Origin of the sequence: Empedobacter sp. GD03861 (assembly GCF_029840885.1) — a bacterium.
GTDB lineage: Bacteria > Bacteroidota > Bacteroidia > Flavobacteriales > Weeksellaceae > Empedobacter > Empedobacter falsenii_B.
In genome coordinates this window covers 43,297-59,309 of the sequence record NZ_JAOCDJ010000003.1, presented here as the reverse complement: position 1 = coordinate 59,309, position 16,013 = coordinate 43,297, and the positions used below count along the sequence as shown (strand labels likewise).

Genomic DNA, 16,013 nt, shown 5'->3' with positions numbered 1-16,013 from the left:
ACGTTTAAGTGAATGACATAAGTCAAATTTTTCACGCTTCTTTTTATTGTAACTTTGTCCAAAGTTTTTACCTTTAATATTTTAAAATACTATAAAAATCACAAAAATGAGCATAGAATTGGCATCTTACGGAATAAAAAATTCCAAAATTAACTATCAATTATCTCCTCAAGAGCTTACGGAGAAAATGGTAGAGCTAGGACAAGGAGAAATTACATCTTCTGGAGCAGTAAATATGTTAACAGGAGAATTTACAGGACGTTCTCCTAAAGACCGTTTTATTGTAAAAGATGATATTACTGCAGAAAACGTTTGGTGGGATGGAAACATCAATATTCCTTTTGATTCTGATAAATTTGACGCTTTGTATGATAAAGTTGTTGAGCATTTAAGCAACCGCGAAATTTATGTACGTGATGCTTTTGCTTGTGCTGATGATTCTTACAAAACAAAGATTAGAGCAATTACAGAAACTCCTGCTGCTAATTTATTTATCTATAACATGTTTATTCGTCCAACGGAAGAAGAATTAAAAAACTTTGGTGATTCTGAATGGACAATTATCAATGCGCCAACTTTTGTTGCAGACGCTAATGAAGATGGTACAAGACAACACAATTTCTCTATCTTAAATTTTAAACGTAAAATCGTTTTAAACGGAGGAACTGGTTATACAGGAGAAATGAAAAAGGGTATTTTCTCTGCCTTAAACTTCATCATGCCCGTATTTAGAAATACTTTACCAATGCACTGTTCTGCAAACTCTGGTGAAAATGGAGATACAGCAATGTTCTTTGGTTTATCTGGAACAGGAAAAACAACTTTATCAGCAGACAAAAACAGACGTTTGATTGGTGATGACGAACACGGATGGACAGAAGACAATACTGTTTTCAATTTTGAAGGTGGTTGTTACGCAAAAGTTATCAACTTATCTCCAGAAGGTGAGCCAGAAATTTTTGCAGCAATCAAAGATGGTGCGTTATTAGAAAACTGTAAATTAGTTCCAGGAACTAACGAGGTTGATTTTACAGATACATCTATCACAGAAAATACACGTGTTTCTTATCCAATTGATTATATCGAAAATATTGCAGTTCCATCTGTAGGAAAAAATCCTAAAAATATTTTCTTCTTATCGTTTGATGCTTACGGAGTTTTCCCTCCAATTGCAAAATTAAACCCAGATCAAGCGGCTTACTTATTTATCTCAGGATATACATCTAAAGTTGCTGGTACAGAAGCTGGTGTTACAGAGCCTCAAACTACATTCTCTACATGTTTTGGTGCGCCATTTATGCCGTTACATCCAACTAAATATGCTGAAATGTTGAGCGATAAAGTTGAGAAAACTGGTGTAAATGTTTGGTTAATCAATACAGGTTGGAATGGTAAAAAAGAGCGTATGTCTTTAAAAGATACACGTGCGGTTATCAATGCAGCTTTAAACGGAGATTTGAACAACGCTGAATTCAAAAAAGATCCTTATTTCGGATTTGAAGTTCCAGTTGCAATCGAAGGTGTTGCTTCAGAAAAATTAAGTCCAGCGACTTCTTTTGATTCTACAGCAGCATACGAAGCAAATGCGAAAGAATTAGCAGATAAATTCAAAGCGAACTTCAAGAAATTTGAAGAGTTTGCAACGGCTGATTTATTAGCTGGTGGACCAACTATTTAAGGTTAAGATTGAGGTTGAGAATGAGTTTTTAACTCATTTTGAAAATCAGAAATAAATACAAAACCGAGCAAATTGCTCGGTTTTTTTTATGTTTTTATACTTTGAATAATTTTCCACATAGACACATAGAAATTGATGATTATTTGATAAAAAATCAGTAGTTTACTCATAGTTTTTCGTCTTTGATGAAAATTACATTTTCAAGTAAAAGTCTTTTGTTAAATCGATATAATCTTCTGTGTATTGATGACGATCGACTTCGATAATTAATTCTTTTTCTTGTATATCTTTTTCATGAAAACTAAATTCTAACAACACACGTTTTGTAACCGTTGTCGAATTCCCTTTGATATAAACAACTCTAGATAATTTTAAAGCGTTTTGAGCCGTTATCATACAAAAATCACCCATTTGATCGTATGGAATTATAAAACTCGCTAATCCGTCTTTTTGTAGTAATTCGGCAGTTTTTTTTATTAATTCTTCGAAAGTCAAGGTTTCTTGCTGGCGTGCTTGTTTACGCGCATCAAAATCAACAGTATCATTCACCACAAAAAAAGGTGGATTACTGACAATCAAATCATATTTTTTATTGGTTGAATAATCTTGAAGCGATGAATTAAAAATGGTTAATCGATCTGAAAAAGGTGCATTCTCGAAATTTTCTTTTGCTTGTAAAAAAGCATCGTTATCAATTTCTATTGCCTCAATCATAGAAAGAGGAAAACGTTGCGCTAACATCAACGAAATTAATCCAGTTCCTGTACCAATGTCTAAAATAGTATTTCCACTTTTTAAATCAGCCCAAGCGCCAAGTAAAACACCATCTGTGCCTACTTTCATTGCGGTTTTATCTTGAAAAATTTCGAATTGTTTGAATCGAAAAGGTTTTCTATTCATTGTAAGGAATCAAAATGTAGAATGTTGTACCGACAGAAATTTCGGTTTCGAAACGAATTGATCCGTCATAATCGTCAATAATTTTTTTGACCATTGGTAAACCAATTCCCATTCCACTATTCTTTGTTGTAAACTTTGGAACAAAAATAGAATCTTGTGATTCGATAGGAATTCCATTCCCATTATCTTGAATGGTGATATGAAGAAAATCTTTAACTAACGCCACATCTACTCTCACTTTTGCTGTACGAGATTGTGGAATAGATTGAAACGCATTTTTTGTAATATTTGTAATAATTCGATTCAAATATTGTTTATCAAAACGCATCATGATGATGTTTGGAGAATAATTAAATTCGATGAACTCCATTGGAAAAACATAAAGCGTGTTTTTTATAACATCAACTACATCGATTTTTTCATCGTTACGAGAAGGCATTTTAGCAAAATCTGAAAAAGCTTCGGCAATCGCAGAAATGGTATCAATTTGTTGCAATAAAATATTAGTTGTTCGCATCGTCTTTTCTTCAAGATTCGGATCATTGATATCAAATTTTCGCATATAATTCTGTAGCATTAATCGCATTGGTGTTAATGGATTTTTGATTTCATGCGCCACTTGTTTTGCAAAATCTCTCCAGGCTTCTTCACGTTCTTGTTTAGCCAACAAATCTGATTGTTCCCGCAATCGGTACAACATATCATTATAAGAATCTACCAGAACCTTTATTTCATCGTTACCATCGTAACGAATCGGCATATTGTTTACAATAACTTCTGTTTCACGAATACGATCTGCAAACGACCAAAGTTTATTCAATGTACGTTTAGTAACAAAATAAACCGCTAACGTCCCAAACAAAAGAATAACTCCAAAAGCTAATCCATAACTCCCAATTAAGGTAAACATGTCTTGTTGTAAAAAATCTTGGTTAGATTGATAAGGTAGACAGAGAATAGCAATGTTTTCATTGTAATAATTTTTGATATGACTATAAGACGAATAAAGATTGTTATCATCAGCGGTATCTTTATTCGTTACAATAAAATCATTTGACTTTTGTAGTTTGTCTAATATTTTTTGAGGCAAAACATTATAAGTCGTTGAAACCGGCTGAGTGGTTAAAATTTTATTACCACGTAAATCATAAATTACAATATCGGTTTTATTGATATCACCGATGCGAAGAAAACCATCTTCTAAAATCTCGTGAATATTATCTTTGGTTGCAATTCCAGGATAATTATCCATTTCGTAATCTATCGCAGACTCTACCGCTCTAACTTTTCGTTTGAGAATATCTTCGTGATATTGTTTAGTTTGTTCATTGAAATGATTGGCAGTAATCAGCAAGATAGCACCTGCTGTAAATAACAAAATCGTTACCATATAAATGATAATACGAACGGGTAGCGATAGGTTATTTTTTTTTCTAATCATTTTTATTGTTGGAATAATCTTTTGACGTATTTTCCTAAGATATCAAATTCTAAATTCATTGTATCGCCCACTTTCACTTGATTAAGGTTTGTAAACTCCCAAGTATATGGAATAATTGCAACCGAAAACTGTCCAACTTTACTGTCTACAACTGTTAAACTAATTCCGTTAAGACAAATCGAACCTTTTTCTACTGTAACATTTCCAGACGATGCTTCATCATATTCTACTGTAACAAAAAAGCTACCATTTTGGTTTTCTATCGAAACAATTTTTCCAGTTTGATCAACATGTCCTTGAACAATATGACCATCGATACGACCATTGAACTGCAAACATCGTTCTAAATTAATTAAATCTCCGTTTTTTAATGTGTTAAAATTTGTTTTTCGCAAAGTTTCCTCTATAGCAGTAACTTTATAAAGCCCATCTTTGAAATCAACAACCGTTAAACACACTCCATTGTGAGCAACACTTTGATCAATTTTTAATTCCTCACAAAAATCAGCCTCAATCCATAAATGTAAATTAGATTGATCTTTTTCCGCTTTAATAAGCTTTCCTACTCCCTCTACTATTCCTGTAAACATGATGTTATTTTTGGTGAAATTAATAATTAAATTAAACTTATAAAATGAAAAAGGGATGATTTTAAAACATCATCCCTTAATTATATAAACGCTGTAATAATTTTTTACTCTACAGTAACAGATTTTGCCAAATTACGAGGCTGATCTACATTCTTACCTAATTTAACGGCAATCCAGTACGATAATAATTGTAATGGAATAGCTGTTAGGATTGGAGAGAATTCTTCTGCTGTTTCTGGAATTACTACGTAATCATCTGCCATAGCAGTTACTTGATCATCACCATCATTCACAATTGCAATTACTTTAGCACTACGTGATTTAATTTCTTGAATATTAGAAACTACTTTTTCGTAATAACCTTTTTTCGTTGCAATAACAATAACTGGCATATATTCGTCCAATAAGGCAATTGGTCCGTGCTTCATTTCTGCTGCTGGATAACCTTCTGCATGGATATATGAAATTTCTTTCAATTTTAATGCTCCTTCTAAAGCCGATGGATAGTTGTATCCACGTCCTAAATAAATTGCATTTCTGTTGTCTTTGTATTTTTCTGCGATTTGATCAACAACCCCTTCACAGTTGTCTAAAATTTGTTGAACTAAATCTGGGATACGCTCTAATTCTCGTGTTAACAATGTAAATTTCTCTGTTGATAATTCACCATTGTGTTTTCCTAATTTTAATGCAATCAATGCTAAAATTGTTAACTGAGCTGTAAACGCTTTTGTTGAAGCAACACCAATCTCAGGACCTGCATGCGTATAAGCACCAGCATCTGTAATACGAGCAATTGATGAACCTACAACATTATTAATTCCAAAGATAAATGCTCCAGCTTCTTTAGCTAATTTAAGCGCTGCTAACGTGTCTGCTGTTTCTCCTGATTGAGAAATTGCAATAACCACATCGTGTTTATTGATGATTGGATTACGGTAACGGAATTCTGATGCATATTCAACTTCTACAGGAATACGAGCGAAATCTTCAATCATGTATTCTGCAACCAAACCTGCGTGATAAGAAGTTCCACAAGCAACAATGATGATACGTTTTGCATTCAAGAATTTTTCTTGATAATCCCAAATACCAGCCATTTTAATAATACCTTCGTCTACTAATAAACGTCCACGCATTGTATCACGAATAGAACGAGGTTGTTCGTTGATTTCTTTTAACATGAAATGCTCATAACCACCTTTTTCAATCGCTTCAATATTTAATTGTAACTCTTGAACATCTAAAGAAACTGCTTCATTGTTATGGATTGTACGTACATCAACTTCTTTATCTAAAGTAATTGTGGCCATGTCACCATCTTCCAAATAAACCGCATCTTTTGTAAACTCGATAAACGGAGAAGCATCAGAAGCAACGAAAAATTCGTTCTCTCCAATACCAATTGCTAATGGAGAACCTAAACGTCCTACAACAATTGTATTTGCTTCTTCTTTATCTAAAACAGCTATCGCATATGCTCCAATCACTTCATTCAAAGCTAAACGAACTGCGTCAGTTAAGTTTAAATTTTGTTCTTCTTGAAACAATTGAATAAAGTTTACTAAAACTTCTGTATCTGTATCACTATGAAAAACGTACCCTTTGTCTTTTAATAATTGTTTGATTGATTCATAATTTTCAATAATTCCGTTATGAACCAATACCAAACGTCCATTATTAGACATATGTGGATGAGAGTTTACATCATTTGGCACACCATGTGTTGCCCAACGTGTATGCCCAATTCCTAAATGAGGTGTTTTATCTAAATTTTCTGATTTATCTTCTAAATCTGAAACTTTTCCTTTTGTTTTTACCAATTCAAAATCGGTACCAGTAGAAAGAACTAAACCTGCACTATCATATCCACGATATTCTAGTCTTTTTAGTCCATTAATAATAATTGGGTACGCTTCGCGATGTCCAATATATCCTACAATTCCACACATAATATTTTATAGTATTTTAGTTAAATTCGTTAAATATAATACGCCCTATTTTTGAGAGTAATATACCAATAATTTCAGCTTTTTATCCGCTACTTCCGAATTATTTCCATGTAAAACAATTCTGTATGGATTATAAGCTCTATTATTTTGATAAGGATTTGTACTATTAATAGTTGTTGGATAACTAACAGATGTTATAAAATTACCCATTGTAATAAACATCGTTTGATCTTTAAACTCATTTCCTTTCTCTAACATGCTTTTTAGATGTTTCGTGATATCAATTGTATAATAATCAGTATCTCCTTTTACAATAGGATTAAAGTGAACTGATGTAGGATATGCATTATAGAATTCTAAAACGTCTGCATACAATTCATTTATAACTTTATCATCTTTTTTGTAATTATTCCAAGCCACTAAATAAGGAGGTTTTGGAAAACCTGTAGAACCATCAATATAGAATTTTAATTTTGCGCCAATAATCACAATATTAGTTTTTGTCATCTCAGATTTTAATTCATCTAATTGAGTTTGATTGAATTTTAATTTTGCATAATTCCCACTCATTCCGCTTAAATACAATCTTGCATCACCATTCACTTCATCAGGTTTGATTGTAGAATAAGTAGACCCTATTGTATTATTTACGATTTGAGAAGCAATAATATTGGCATTATTTGCAGGATCAGAATTCCACTGATTTGTCATATCAAAAGCATAAGTAGCACTCAAACGTTCTTTGTAACTTGTGTCTGAATCTGTTTTTGCAGTTGGATTTTTGTATGAATAATACATATTCAAGTCAATTTTATTTGGATTAAAATTGACAATAAATCCATTTGATTCTTCAACAGAAAACTCTAAACCTTTGATATTTTCACGAATAAATGTTGCGTAATCATCAAGTAATCCTGTTTTAGCATTTTTAATAATTTTTTCGTCAAAATAATCTGGATCTAAAGAAACTTTGTAACCAGGAACATCCTCAGAAATATTAGAAGTTTCAGTTTTTTGTTTAACAACTGTTCCTGTTACTGTTTTTCCGATTGTAGCTTTTCCAATTACTCTCGAATTAACAGAAATTGGCGTCTCAAGTCCACTTAATGTTGAAAAATATTTTGTGTCTTTGTATAAAACCGTATTAATGTCTTTAATTTTCAACGTCATTGTCAAATCCTTATTCCCATACAAAGAATCTACTGCATACTTTGTTGTAATTTGGATTGTATCTGTATCTTTTGGTTTCTCTCCTGGTTTAGAAAGATTGATCGTATCTTTAGAAATTGGATCTTTAGTCGTGTTGTAATAAACTGGAATTACCAAATTCACAGAATCTACTTTAGGTTCTGTTCCAAAATCCTGATCACCAATAGACGAAGGTCTAATTTGTGTATAAAACTTAGAGGATGTAGAACCAAAAATTGGTTCGTTGTACACACCAAAAGCTCCATTTTGAAGTACAAATTTATCTGTACGAAGCGTATCAAAATTTGCATTAAAAGCAATAACATCTAAGGATTTTACATTTCCTTCTGCCTCACCTCTAATCACATTGTTATCTAATCCTAGTGTTTCATCCTCACACGAAACAATTGCTCCCATTCCAATCATCATTGCAACAGACACAGAAAGGACATTCAAAAATTTTTTCATTAATCTAAACAGATTTTAATTAGAGTTCATTACTTCCTCAAGATAGAAGTTGTTGTAAACTTCTTTAGCTTGCTCTTTAGAACAATAGTCTAATAGAGGAATATTTTGTTGGTTGATATAGTTTTTCACATCTTCTGGAATCAAATCTTCCCCTTTCGCAACTGCATCTGCATATTGTAAAGAAGCTTGAATCATACCCAAATGTGTAGGTTTTTCTAAATATGTTTGTACATCAGCTTCTACTTTATCAAAAGCTAACTTTTTAACTAATTCGTTATCTAATTCTCCTTCAAATCCGTTGTCAAATAAAGAAACAACAACTTTTGCATCTTGAAAGAAAGGATCGTCAGAATAATATTTTTTTAGATACAATGGTACTAAACTAGACATCCAACCCATTACGTGAACAACATCTGGTTTCCAGTTTAATTTTTTTACTGTCTCTAAAACTCCTTTTGCGAAGAAAATAGAACGCTCGTCGTTATCAGAAAATAATCCATTAACTTCTCCATAAACTTCTTTACGCTTGAAATATTCTTCGTTATCAATAAAATACACTTGTAATCTTTCTCCTGGAACAGAAGCGACTTTAATGATTAAGGGTTGATCCAAATCATTAATAATCATGTTCATACCTGAAAGTCGTATTACTTCGTGTAATTGGTGTCTTCTTTCGTTAATTGCTCCAAATCTTGGCATAAAGATTCTTACATCTGCGCCACTACTTTGCATGATTTTTGGCAAATCTAATGCTTGTGAAGACATCGGATTTTCAGGAACGTAAGGTACCATTTCTGTTGTTACATACAATATGCGCTTTCCTTCCATAATTTCTACTCTCTTTTCCTAATGAATAATAAGGCACAAATTTACAAAAAAATGTTGATATATTATTTGCTTATAGTAGCTTTGCGAGATATTAGTTTTTTTTTAACAAATCAGTGTTATGGTTATATTTAACGAAAAGGAAAAATTAACTCCCGCAATCGTCGAGTTAAAAAACCAAAACAAAACCATTGGCTTTATCCCTACAATGGGCGCTTTACACGAAGGTCACATGTCTTTGGTCAAAGCTTCTAAAGCTCAAAACGACTACACAATCGTCAGCATTTTTGTCAATCCGACACAATTTAATAATGCAGAAGATTTAGCAAAATATCCTCGAACTGAGGAAAATGATAAAGAATTGTTAATAAAAAATGGCTGCGATTTTGTCTATATACCTACTATTGAGGATTTATATGAAGCAAATGAAGGTGCAAAACACTACGATTTTGGCACAATAGACCAAGTGATGGAAGGTGCTTCTCGCCCTGGACATTTTGATGGAGTGGCTACAATTGTTTGCAAATTATTCAAAGCAGTTCAGCCAACAAGAGCATATTTTGGAGAAAAAGATTTTCAGCAAATTCGTATCATTCAAGAAATGGTAAAACAAGAAAATTTAGATGTCGAAATTGTTCCAATGCCAATTCATAGAGCAGATTCTGGTTTAGCATTTAGTTCAAGAAATGCACGTTTATCAACGCAACAAACTTCGGATGCCCCTCAAATTTATTCAATTTTATCGCAAGCTGTAACGCTAAAAAATGAAGGAAAAGATGTTGCTGAAGTAAAAGCTTTCGTCGAAAATGAATTCAAAAATTCACCCTTCGAATTAGAATATTTTGAAATAACAGATGAAGAAACCTTGTTGTCTATCGAACATTTTTCTGAGGCCTATAATATTCGTGGATTTGTCGTTGCCTATGCAGGTGATGTACGTTTAATCGATAATATTCAGTTTTAATTAAATATAATAAATTTCTCAAATCAATAGAAAAATATTGAAACAGGTTTTGAAATTTATAAGTTCAGTGTAACTTTGCAAGATTATGATGGTAGAAGTTTTTCACTCTAAGATACATAGAGTTAAGGTAACAGACGCAAAATTAAACTACATCGGAAGTATTACAATCGACGAAGATTTGATAGATGCTGCCAATATGGTTGTGGGTCAGAAAGTACAAATCGTGGTACAAGAGAATGGCGAACGATTTGAAACTTATATTATAAAAGGTAAACGTGGAAGTGGCGAAATCTGTCTGAATGGACCTGCAGCGCGTAAAGTACAAGTTGGTGACACAGTTATCATCATTACGTATGCGATGATGGAGTTTGAGGAAGCCAAAACATACGAACCAACAATTGTTTTCCCTAACGAGAACAATCGTTTAGATTAAGAAATTAATTTTCAACAATTTATATGAAGAGTAAGATCAAACAATCGCTCTTCTTAATCACTGCTTCATTGTTAGCCGTATTTTTTGTCGTGGTAACAGTGAAGCAAATTGATTTCGAACGAGTTGCAAAAGTTTTAAAACAAACCAATTATTTTTGGATTTTTGCATCTATGGCAATCAGTATTCTCACGTATTGGATACGCGCCGCTCGTTGGAATCTTCTTCTAAAGCCAATGGGCTACAATACACAAACCTCATCTGGTTTTTGGGCTATTGCATTTGCATATTTTATGAACTTGACCATTCCTCGAAGTGGTGAAGTTGCTCGTGCAACAAGTTTCTATAAAATGGAAAAAGTGCCGTTTGAGAAATCTTTCGGAACGGTAATTTTAGAACGTGTAATTGACGTTTTATTTTTGGGATTATTTTTCGGTTTAACACTTATTTTCAATTACGAAACATTCATCAAATTTGTAGAATTAGGAAACAAAGAAAAAGTACATCAACCAACAGCTGAACCTTCTTTCTTAAAATACTACATCACAATTGGAGTTCTTGTTTTAGGAATTGGATTAATCGCTATTTTCTGGAAAAAAATTAGTCAATTAAAGTTTTTTGAAAAAATCAAAACCTTTCTATTTGGACTTTGGGAAGGTATAAAATCAATCTCGAAATTAGAAAAAAGAGGCTTATTCATTTTTTATTCTTTCGCACTTTGGATTTGTTATTTCCTAATGACTTTCCTTGTTTTCTTTGCTTTTCCAGACACCAAAAATTTTAGTATACCAGAAGGTTTATTTCTATTGATTGCAGGATCTTTGGGAATGATTTTGCCTGTTTCGGGAGGTTTGGCTTATCCGTATATTATGTCGATTGCATTTTCGGCCGTTTATTTAGCAAAAGGCGGAGATCAGCACGAAGGACGAGCAATTGGCGATTATTTTGGGTTAATTCTTTATATAGCTCAAGTTGTATCGATGATTAGTTTTGGATTGATTGCTATTTACAAAATCGCACGAATTCGACGAGATTCTACACAATAATCTCATACCTCCAAAACTACGATTCCAAAGCTTTACCATTTTATTGATTTCCCAAGGATTTATTCTATAACTTATTTTCATAATTAGAAAGAAAATAATATTAACAAACAATACAAAAAGTACTTCCATAGCTAATAAGTTTTATTAAATATACATTTTATTTCTTTATCATTTCCAAATATTTAGGCGCTTGTTCCTCTAAAATTTCTGTGATTTTATCGTATTTATTTTCTTTTACAAGTTTTTCTAATTCAAAATTCGCATAACAATATCGCACATAATCGGTGACTTTATTTTCGGGAATATTCAATGTTTCGATGAAATAATTTATGGTGAAATAATTCTCTAAATCTATGATTTTATCTACCTTTTTGAAATATTCATTTTGTTTTTTATCTTTCTTCTTTTGTCCAGAAATAGTTGCTATCCAATTCGACGGATCCAACAATCCATTATTATTAATTGTAGAAGTCATGTTAGGATTTATCTTTCGGAAACGCAAATTTGGATCAAAACCCAAATTCAAATTATCATACAATTCATCTACTTTTCCGTGTTCTAACTTGATGTTATTCTTAAAATTTTTATCTAATGTATTAATTCGCGCTTCAGCTAGTTCAATCGTTTCAATATTCAAATGAATCGTCAGCATTCCTTTTGCTAAAATATCCGATGTAATTTTGATTTTTCGTTCGATATAAAAATCATGTGCAATCACCAATTCATCTCCAACAGAAGCTTTGATCGAAAACATTCCATTTTCGTTTGTCAAAACTCTAGCATTAGTCATTTCGTTCATAATCAAAATATGATCCACAGCATCTTGTCCAACAACGCCATCATCAATTACCACTTTTCCAGTAATCAAAGTTGTTTGCGCAAAAGAAAAAGTGCTCATCAAACCGAAAATTATAACGTGTAAAATTTTATTCATTCTTTTTGATTTTTGACAAATAAACCGGCGCTTGTTCTTCAATTATAAAAAGAATTTCATCAAAATTATTATCTCGCAACAATTTCGGAAAATCAAAATTTGAATAACAATAATCTAAAAACTCGTTTATTTTTCCTTCTGGAATTTTCAAATCATTCACAAAATAATATGTCGTAAAAAATTTATGCAACGCCGACAATTGATCTTCTTTCACAACTTTTATCGGAACTGGATTTTTCATTCGCTTTTTCGGACTTTTAAACACATTTAACAACCCAAGTAAATTAACTCCACCAACTTGTTTTATTGTTCTATTCACTCTTTCCTCATCATGTTTAAGATTAAGTTCCGCTTTAAATTCTAGAGAAGTAAAACCCGCTTCATCATTCAATTTTTCTTGAAATGATTTTTCTTTTCCCAAATTTTTGAGCGAATTTTTATCTAATTTCGAGATATTCGCTTCTTTCAATTCAATCACTTCAATATTTACATGAATCGTCACAAAACCTTTTGTAATCATAGTTTCCGAAACTTTCAATCTTCTTTCTTCAATTCCCGTATGTTTGATTATCAATTCATCATTCAAGTTCACATTGATCGAAAATAAGCCAACATTATTCGTTTTTGTTTTGGCTTTTGTCGTTAAATTTTCAATCGAAGTTCCTTCCAAATCAATAACCTCTTCTGCATCATCCACAATAATTTTTCCTGTGATTAAAGTGCTTTGTGCTTGAAGATAAGTTGATGAAATGATGAATAAAAAGAATAAAATTTTACTCATGTTCGATTGTTTTTTGGTTGATAGTAGAAAGATAATTTGGTGCTTGTTCTTCGAAAATTAAAGTGATTTTATCATAATTATTTGCTTTAAAAAGTGGTTCTAACTTAAACTCAACAAAGCAATAATGAATAAAATCAAGAATATTTCCTTTCGGAATTTTCAAATCATGTGCAAAATAATATTCGGTGAAATAATCTTTGAGCTGAATGATTTTATCGTATTTATCAAGGTTTTTCTTTTTCAGAAAATGTTTATACGTCTGCACTTCTTTGTCCGAATATTGCTCTATCAAACCCATCACATTTTCATAACGAATGGGAACTCTTAATTTTCGAAGATATTCCGAAGCAAAATAGGCTTTCACCATATCATTTTTAAATTCTTCATTAATACCTAAACTTTTATTGATTTTTTCGCTTTGCGTTTCTTCTTTGCTAATATTTTCTTTCCAATTCTTTTTAAGCGGTTTTATTTTCGTTTCGGATAATTCTATCACTTCAACATTTAGATGAACGTCTATAAAACCTTTTCTAATCATTGATTCAGAAATCTTAAGCTGACGTTCTTCAATTCCAATTTGTTTAAAAAGTAAAACATCGTTTGGCTGAACTCGAATCGAAAAAAGACCTTTTTCATTTGATTTTGTTCGTGCATTTGACGTTAAATTTTCGATTACAAAATCATCAAGATTAACGATTTCATCCGCATTATCTACCATAATTTTCCCCGAAATTAAAGTCGATTGTGCATTGACAGAAATACAAAAAATATAAAAAAAGCTAAGAAATAAAGTTCTTTTCATTGGCATTTTAAAATATGATTAAAAATAATCGAGAAAATAATTGAAAATCAATATTTAACTCAACTTTATCTAAAGTTGATAATTTGTTAAAAAAGTAAATTATTGTTAACGTTTTTTGATTATTGTATTAAAATTTTTCACACTTATAACTCCATATCTTGTCGCGATAAAACATTATTTTTGTCTAAATTTGAAGCTATGGCTAAAACAAAAACTACATATTTCTGCCAAAACTGTGGCACGCAAACCGCGCAATGGATGGGACAATGCAAAAGTTGTGGCGAATGGAATACCATTGTTGAAGAAATTGTAGACAAAGGCGACGAAAAAAAATCGTGGAAAGATAAATCGGACAAAAAAGAGAAAACGTTTGCCCTGAATATTCGCGAAATAAATCCATTAGGAGAAATAAGAATTTCAACGAAAAACCAAGAATTAGATAGGGTTTTAGGAGGCGGAATTGTTCCTGGATCAGTGATTTTGGTTGGTGGAGAACCTGGTGTTGGAAAATCGACATTGATGTTGCAAGTTGCCTTAAAGTTAGATACGATTAAAATCTTATATGTATCTGGAGAAGAATCTGTTTCGCAAGTAAAACTTCGTGCTGAACGAATCGGAATTGAATCGGATCAATGTTTTATTTTACCCGAAACTAATACGCAAAAAATATTTGCTCACGCCAAAGAAATTCAACCTCAATTGATTGTTGTCGATTCTGTACAAACGCTTCAAACCACTTATGTAGAGTCTTCTCCAGGAAGTATTTCGCAAATTCGAGAAACAACTTTTGAGCTAATTCAGTACGCAAAAGAAACCAACACACCGATTATTTTAATTGGACATATTACGAAAGAAGGTGTGATTGCTGGACCAAAAATTTTGGAACATATGGTAGATGTTGTGTTGCAATTTGAAGGCGATCGCAACCATATTTATCGAATTTTACGTGCAAACAAAAACCGTTTTGGCTCAACTGCAGAAATCGGAATTTATGAAATGCAAGGAGCGGGTTTGCGTGAAGTCACAAATCCGTCAGAAGTATTAATTACCAAAAAAGATGAATTACTAAGCGGAAATGCAATTGCAGCAACTTTAGAAGGTGTTCGCCCGATGTTGATTGAAATTCAAGCTTTGGTTTCTACGGCAGTTTATGGAACTCCACAACGTACTGCGACTGGTTTTGATGCCAAGCGATTGAATATGTTGCTGGCTGTTTTAGAAAAACGCGCTGGTTTCCGATTGAATATGAAAGATGTTTTCTTAAATATTACAGGCGGAATTCGAGTAGATGATCCTGCGATTGATTTAGCTGTTATTGCAGCAATTCTTTCATCAAGCGAAGATTCTGCTGTTCCAGACAATTGTTGTTTTGCAGGAGAAGTTGGTTTAAGTGGAGAAATAAGAGCAGTGAATCGTGTTGAACAACGCATTACAGAAGCTGAAAAACTAGGTTTTGATGCAATTTTTGTTTCAAAATACAATAAAATAAAAGATACAGATTTTGGAATTAGAATCGTCAGAATATCAAAAGTAGAAGATTTATATCGAATGTTATTTCAATAGAATATTAAATATTTTATTAAATTTATTTAAACATTTTTTCTATTTTTATTCGAAACTAAAAAAACATTATTATGGATTATTCTAGCCAATCTAATCAAGATTTTAATCAACCACAACAATCTTCTTTTGAAGAAATTAAACCAAAACCAGAAAACAACCTTGTTTTAGCAATCATCGGAACTATTTTAGGTCTTTGTTCTCCTTGTTGTATCGGTACTATTGTGGGTATTATCGCGATTGTTTTTGCAAATCAAGTGAATACAAAACACAATATTGGTGATTCTACAGGAGCTGAACAAGCAGCTAAAAATTCTAAAATATTAGCTTACGTTGCAATTGGCTTAGGTGTAATTGGTGTTATTATAAATGTTGTGATATTAATTACAGGAGGTATGGATGCTTATATGGAGCAATATAAAAGTATTTTAGAAAGCTCTAACGGAAATTAATC

Annotated in this window: 15 protein-coding genes; 6 read left to right on the top strand and 9 right to left on the bottom strand. The window is 32.0% G+C overall.

The window, feature by feature from the left end; genetic code table 11:
- The first annotated feature begins 106 nt into the window (after window positions 1–106).
- Window positions 107–1,678, top strand: a complete 1,572-nt coding sequence (pckA, locus tag N5D03_RS02350; RefSeq protein WP_280050842.1) for a phosphoenolpyruvate carboxykinase (ATP) — start codon at window positions 107–109, stop codon at window positions 1,676–1,678.
- A gap of 192 nt (window positions 1,679–1,870) precedes the next feature.
- On the opposite strand, the gene N5D03_RS02345 is transcribed toward pckA, so the two are convergent.
- The 6 genes from N5D03_RS02345 to N5D03_RS02320 all read right to left on the bottom strand — a co-directional run bounded on the left by N5D03_RS02345 (window position 1,871) and on the right by N5D03_RS02320 (window position 9,045).
- Window positions 1,871–2,521, bottom strand: a complete 651-nt coding sequence (locus N5D03_RS02345; protein ID WP_280050841.1) for a methyltransferase — start codon at window positions 2,519–2,521, stop codon at window positions 1,871–1,873.
- Window positions 2,522–2,570: 49 nt separating this feature from the next.
- Window positions 2,571–4,019: an ATP-binding protein gene (locus tag N5D03_RS02340; protein WP_280050840.1), complete on the bottom strand. Its 1,449-nt coding sequence runs from the start codon at window positions 4,017–4,019 to the stop codon at window positions 2,571–2,573.
- A gap of 2 nt (window positions 4,020–4,021) precedes the next feature.
- Window positions 4,022–4,609, bottom strand: a complete 588-nt coding sequence (locus tag N5D03_RS02335; protein ID WP_280050839.1) for a riboflavin synthase — start codon at window positions 4,607–4,609, stop codon at window positions 4,022–4,024.
- A 104-nt stretch (window positions 4,610–4,713) separates the two neighbouring features.
- Window positions 4,714–6,561 carry a glutamine--fructose-6-phosphate transaminase (isomerizing) gene (gene glmS / locus N5D03_RS02330; protein ID WP_280050838.1) on the bottom strand — a complete coding sequence of 616 codons (1,848 nt, stop codon included), beginning with the start codon at window positions 6,559–6,561 and terminating at the stop codon, window positions 4,714–4,716.
- 45 nt (window positions 6,562–6,606) lie between these two features.
- Window positions 6,607–8,217, bottom strand: coding sequence for a DUF4270 family protein (locus N5D03_RS02325; protein WP_280050837.1), 1,611 nt, complete (start codon window positions 8,215–8,217; stop codon window positions 6,607–6,609).
- A gap of 15 nt (window positions 8,218–8,232) precedes the next feature.
- Entirely contained in the window at window positions 8,233–9,045 is an 813-nt protein-coding gene (locus N5D03_RS02320; RefSeq protein ID WP_280050836.1) for a glycogen/starch synthase, read from the bottom strand.
- Window positions 9,046–9,163: 118 nt separating this feature from the next.
- Between N5D03_RS02320 and panC the strand changes: the two genes are divergently transcribed.
- The 3 genes from panC (at window position 9,164) to N5D03_RS02305 (ending at window position 11,482) form a co-directional block, all read left to right on the top strand.
- A complete protein-coding gene (panC, locus tag N5D03_RS02315; RefSeq protein ID WP_125349141.1) occupies window positions 9,164–10,006 on the top strand; it encodes a pantoate--beta-alanine ligase in 843 nt (280 codons plus the stop codon).
- An 85-nt stretch (window positions 10,007–10,091) separates the two neighbouring features.
- On the top strand, window positions 10,092–10,439 hold the full coding sequence (panD, locus tag N5D03_RS02310) for an aspartate 1-decarboxylase (RefSeq protein WP_038336011.1): 348 nt from the start codon (window positions 10,092–10,094) through the stop codon (window positions 10,437–10,439).
- 23 nt (window positions 10,440–10,462) lie between these two features.
- On the top strand, window positions 10,463–11,482 hold the full coding sequence (locus N5D03_RS02305; RefSeq protein WP_280050835.1) for a lysylphosphatidylglycerol synthase transmembrane domain-containing protein: 1,020 nt from the start codon (window positions 10,463–10,465) through the stop codon (window positions 11,480–11,482).
- A gap of 157 nt (window positions 11,483–11,639) precedes the next feature.
- Here N5D03_RS02305 and N5D03_RS02300 read toward each other — a convergent pair whose 3' ends face one another.
- The 3 genes from N5D03_RS02300 to N5D03_RS02290 are packed head-to-tail and all read right to left on the bottom strand — an operon-like array spanning window position 11,640 to window position 13,999.
- Window positions 11,640–12,416 carry a hypothetical protein gene (locus tag N5D03_RS02300; protein ID WP_038336013.1) on the bottom strand — a complete coding sequence of 259 codons (777 nt, stop codon included), beginning with the start codon at window positions 12,414–12,416 and terminating at the stop codon, window positions 11,640–11,642.
- Window positions 12,409–13,197 carry a hypothetical protein gene (locus tag N5D03_RS02295; RefSeq protein ID WP_125349138.1) on the bottom strand — a complete coding sequence of 263 codons (789 nt, stop codon included), beginning with the start codon at window positions 13,195–13,197 and terminating at the stop codon, window positions 12,409–12,411. The genes N5D03_RS02300 and N5D03_RS02295 overlap by 8 nt, the downstream gene beginning before the upstream one ends.
- A complete protein-coding gene (locus N5D03_RS02290; protein WP_280035038.1) occupies window positions 13,190–13,999 on the bottom strand; it encodes a hypothetical protein in 810 nt (269 codons plus the stop codon). The genes N5D03_RS02295 and N5D03_RS02290 overlap by 8 nt, the downstream gene beginning before the upstream one ends.
- 198 nt (window positions 14,000–14,197) lie before the next feature.
- Between N5D03_RS02290 and radA the strand changes: the two genes are divergently transcribed.
- Window positions 14,198–15,562, top strand: coding sequence for a DNA repair protein RadA (gene radA / locus N5D03_RS02285; RefSeq protein ID WP_125349136.1), 1,365 nt, complete (start codon window positions 14,198–14,200; stop codon window positions 15,560–15,562).
- A 71-nt stretch (window positions 15,563–15,633) separates the two neighbouring features.
- A complete protein-coding gene (locus N5D03_RS02280; protein ID WP_125349135.1) occupies window positions 15,634–16,011 on the top strand; it encodes a CD225/dispanin family protein in 378 nt (125 codons plus the stop codon).
- Window positions 16,012–16,013: the final 2 nt, after the last annotated feature.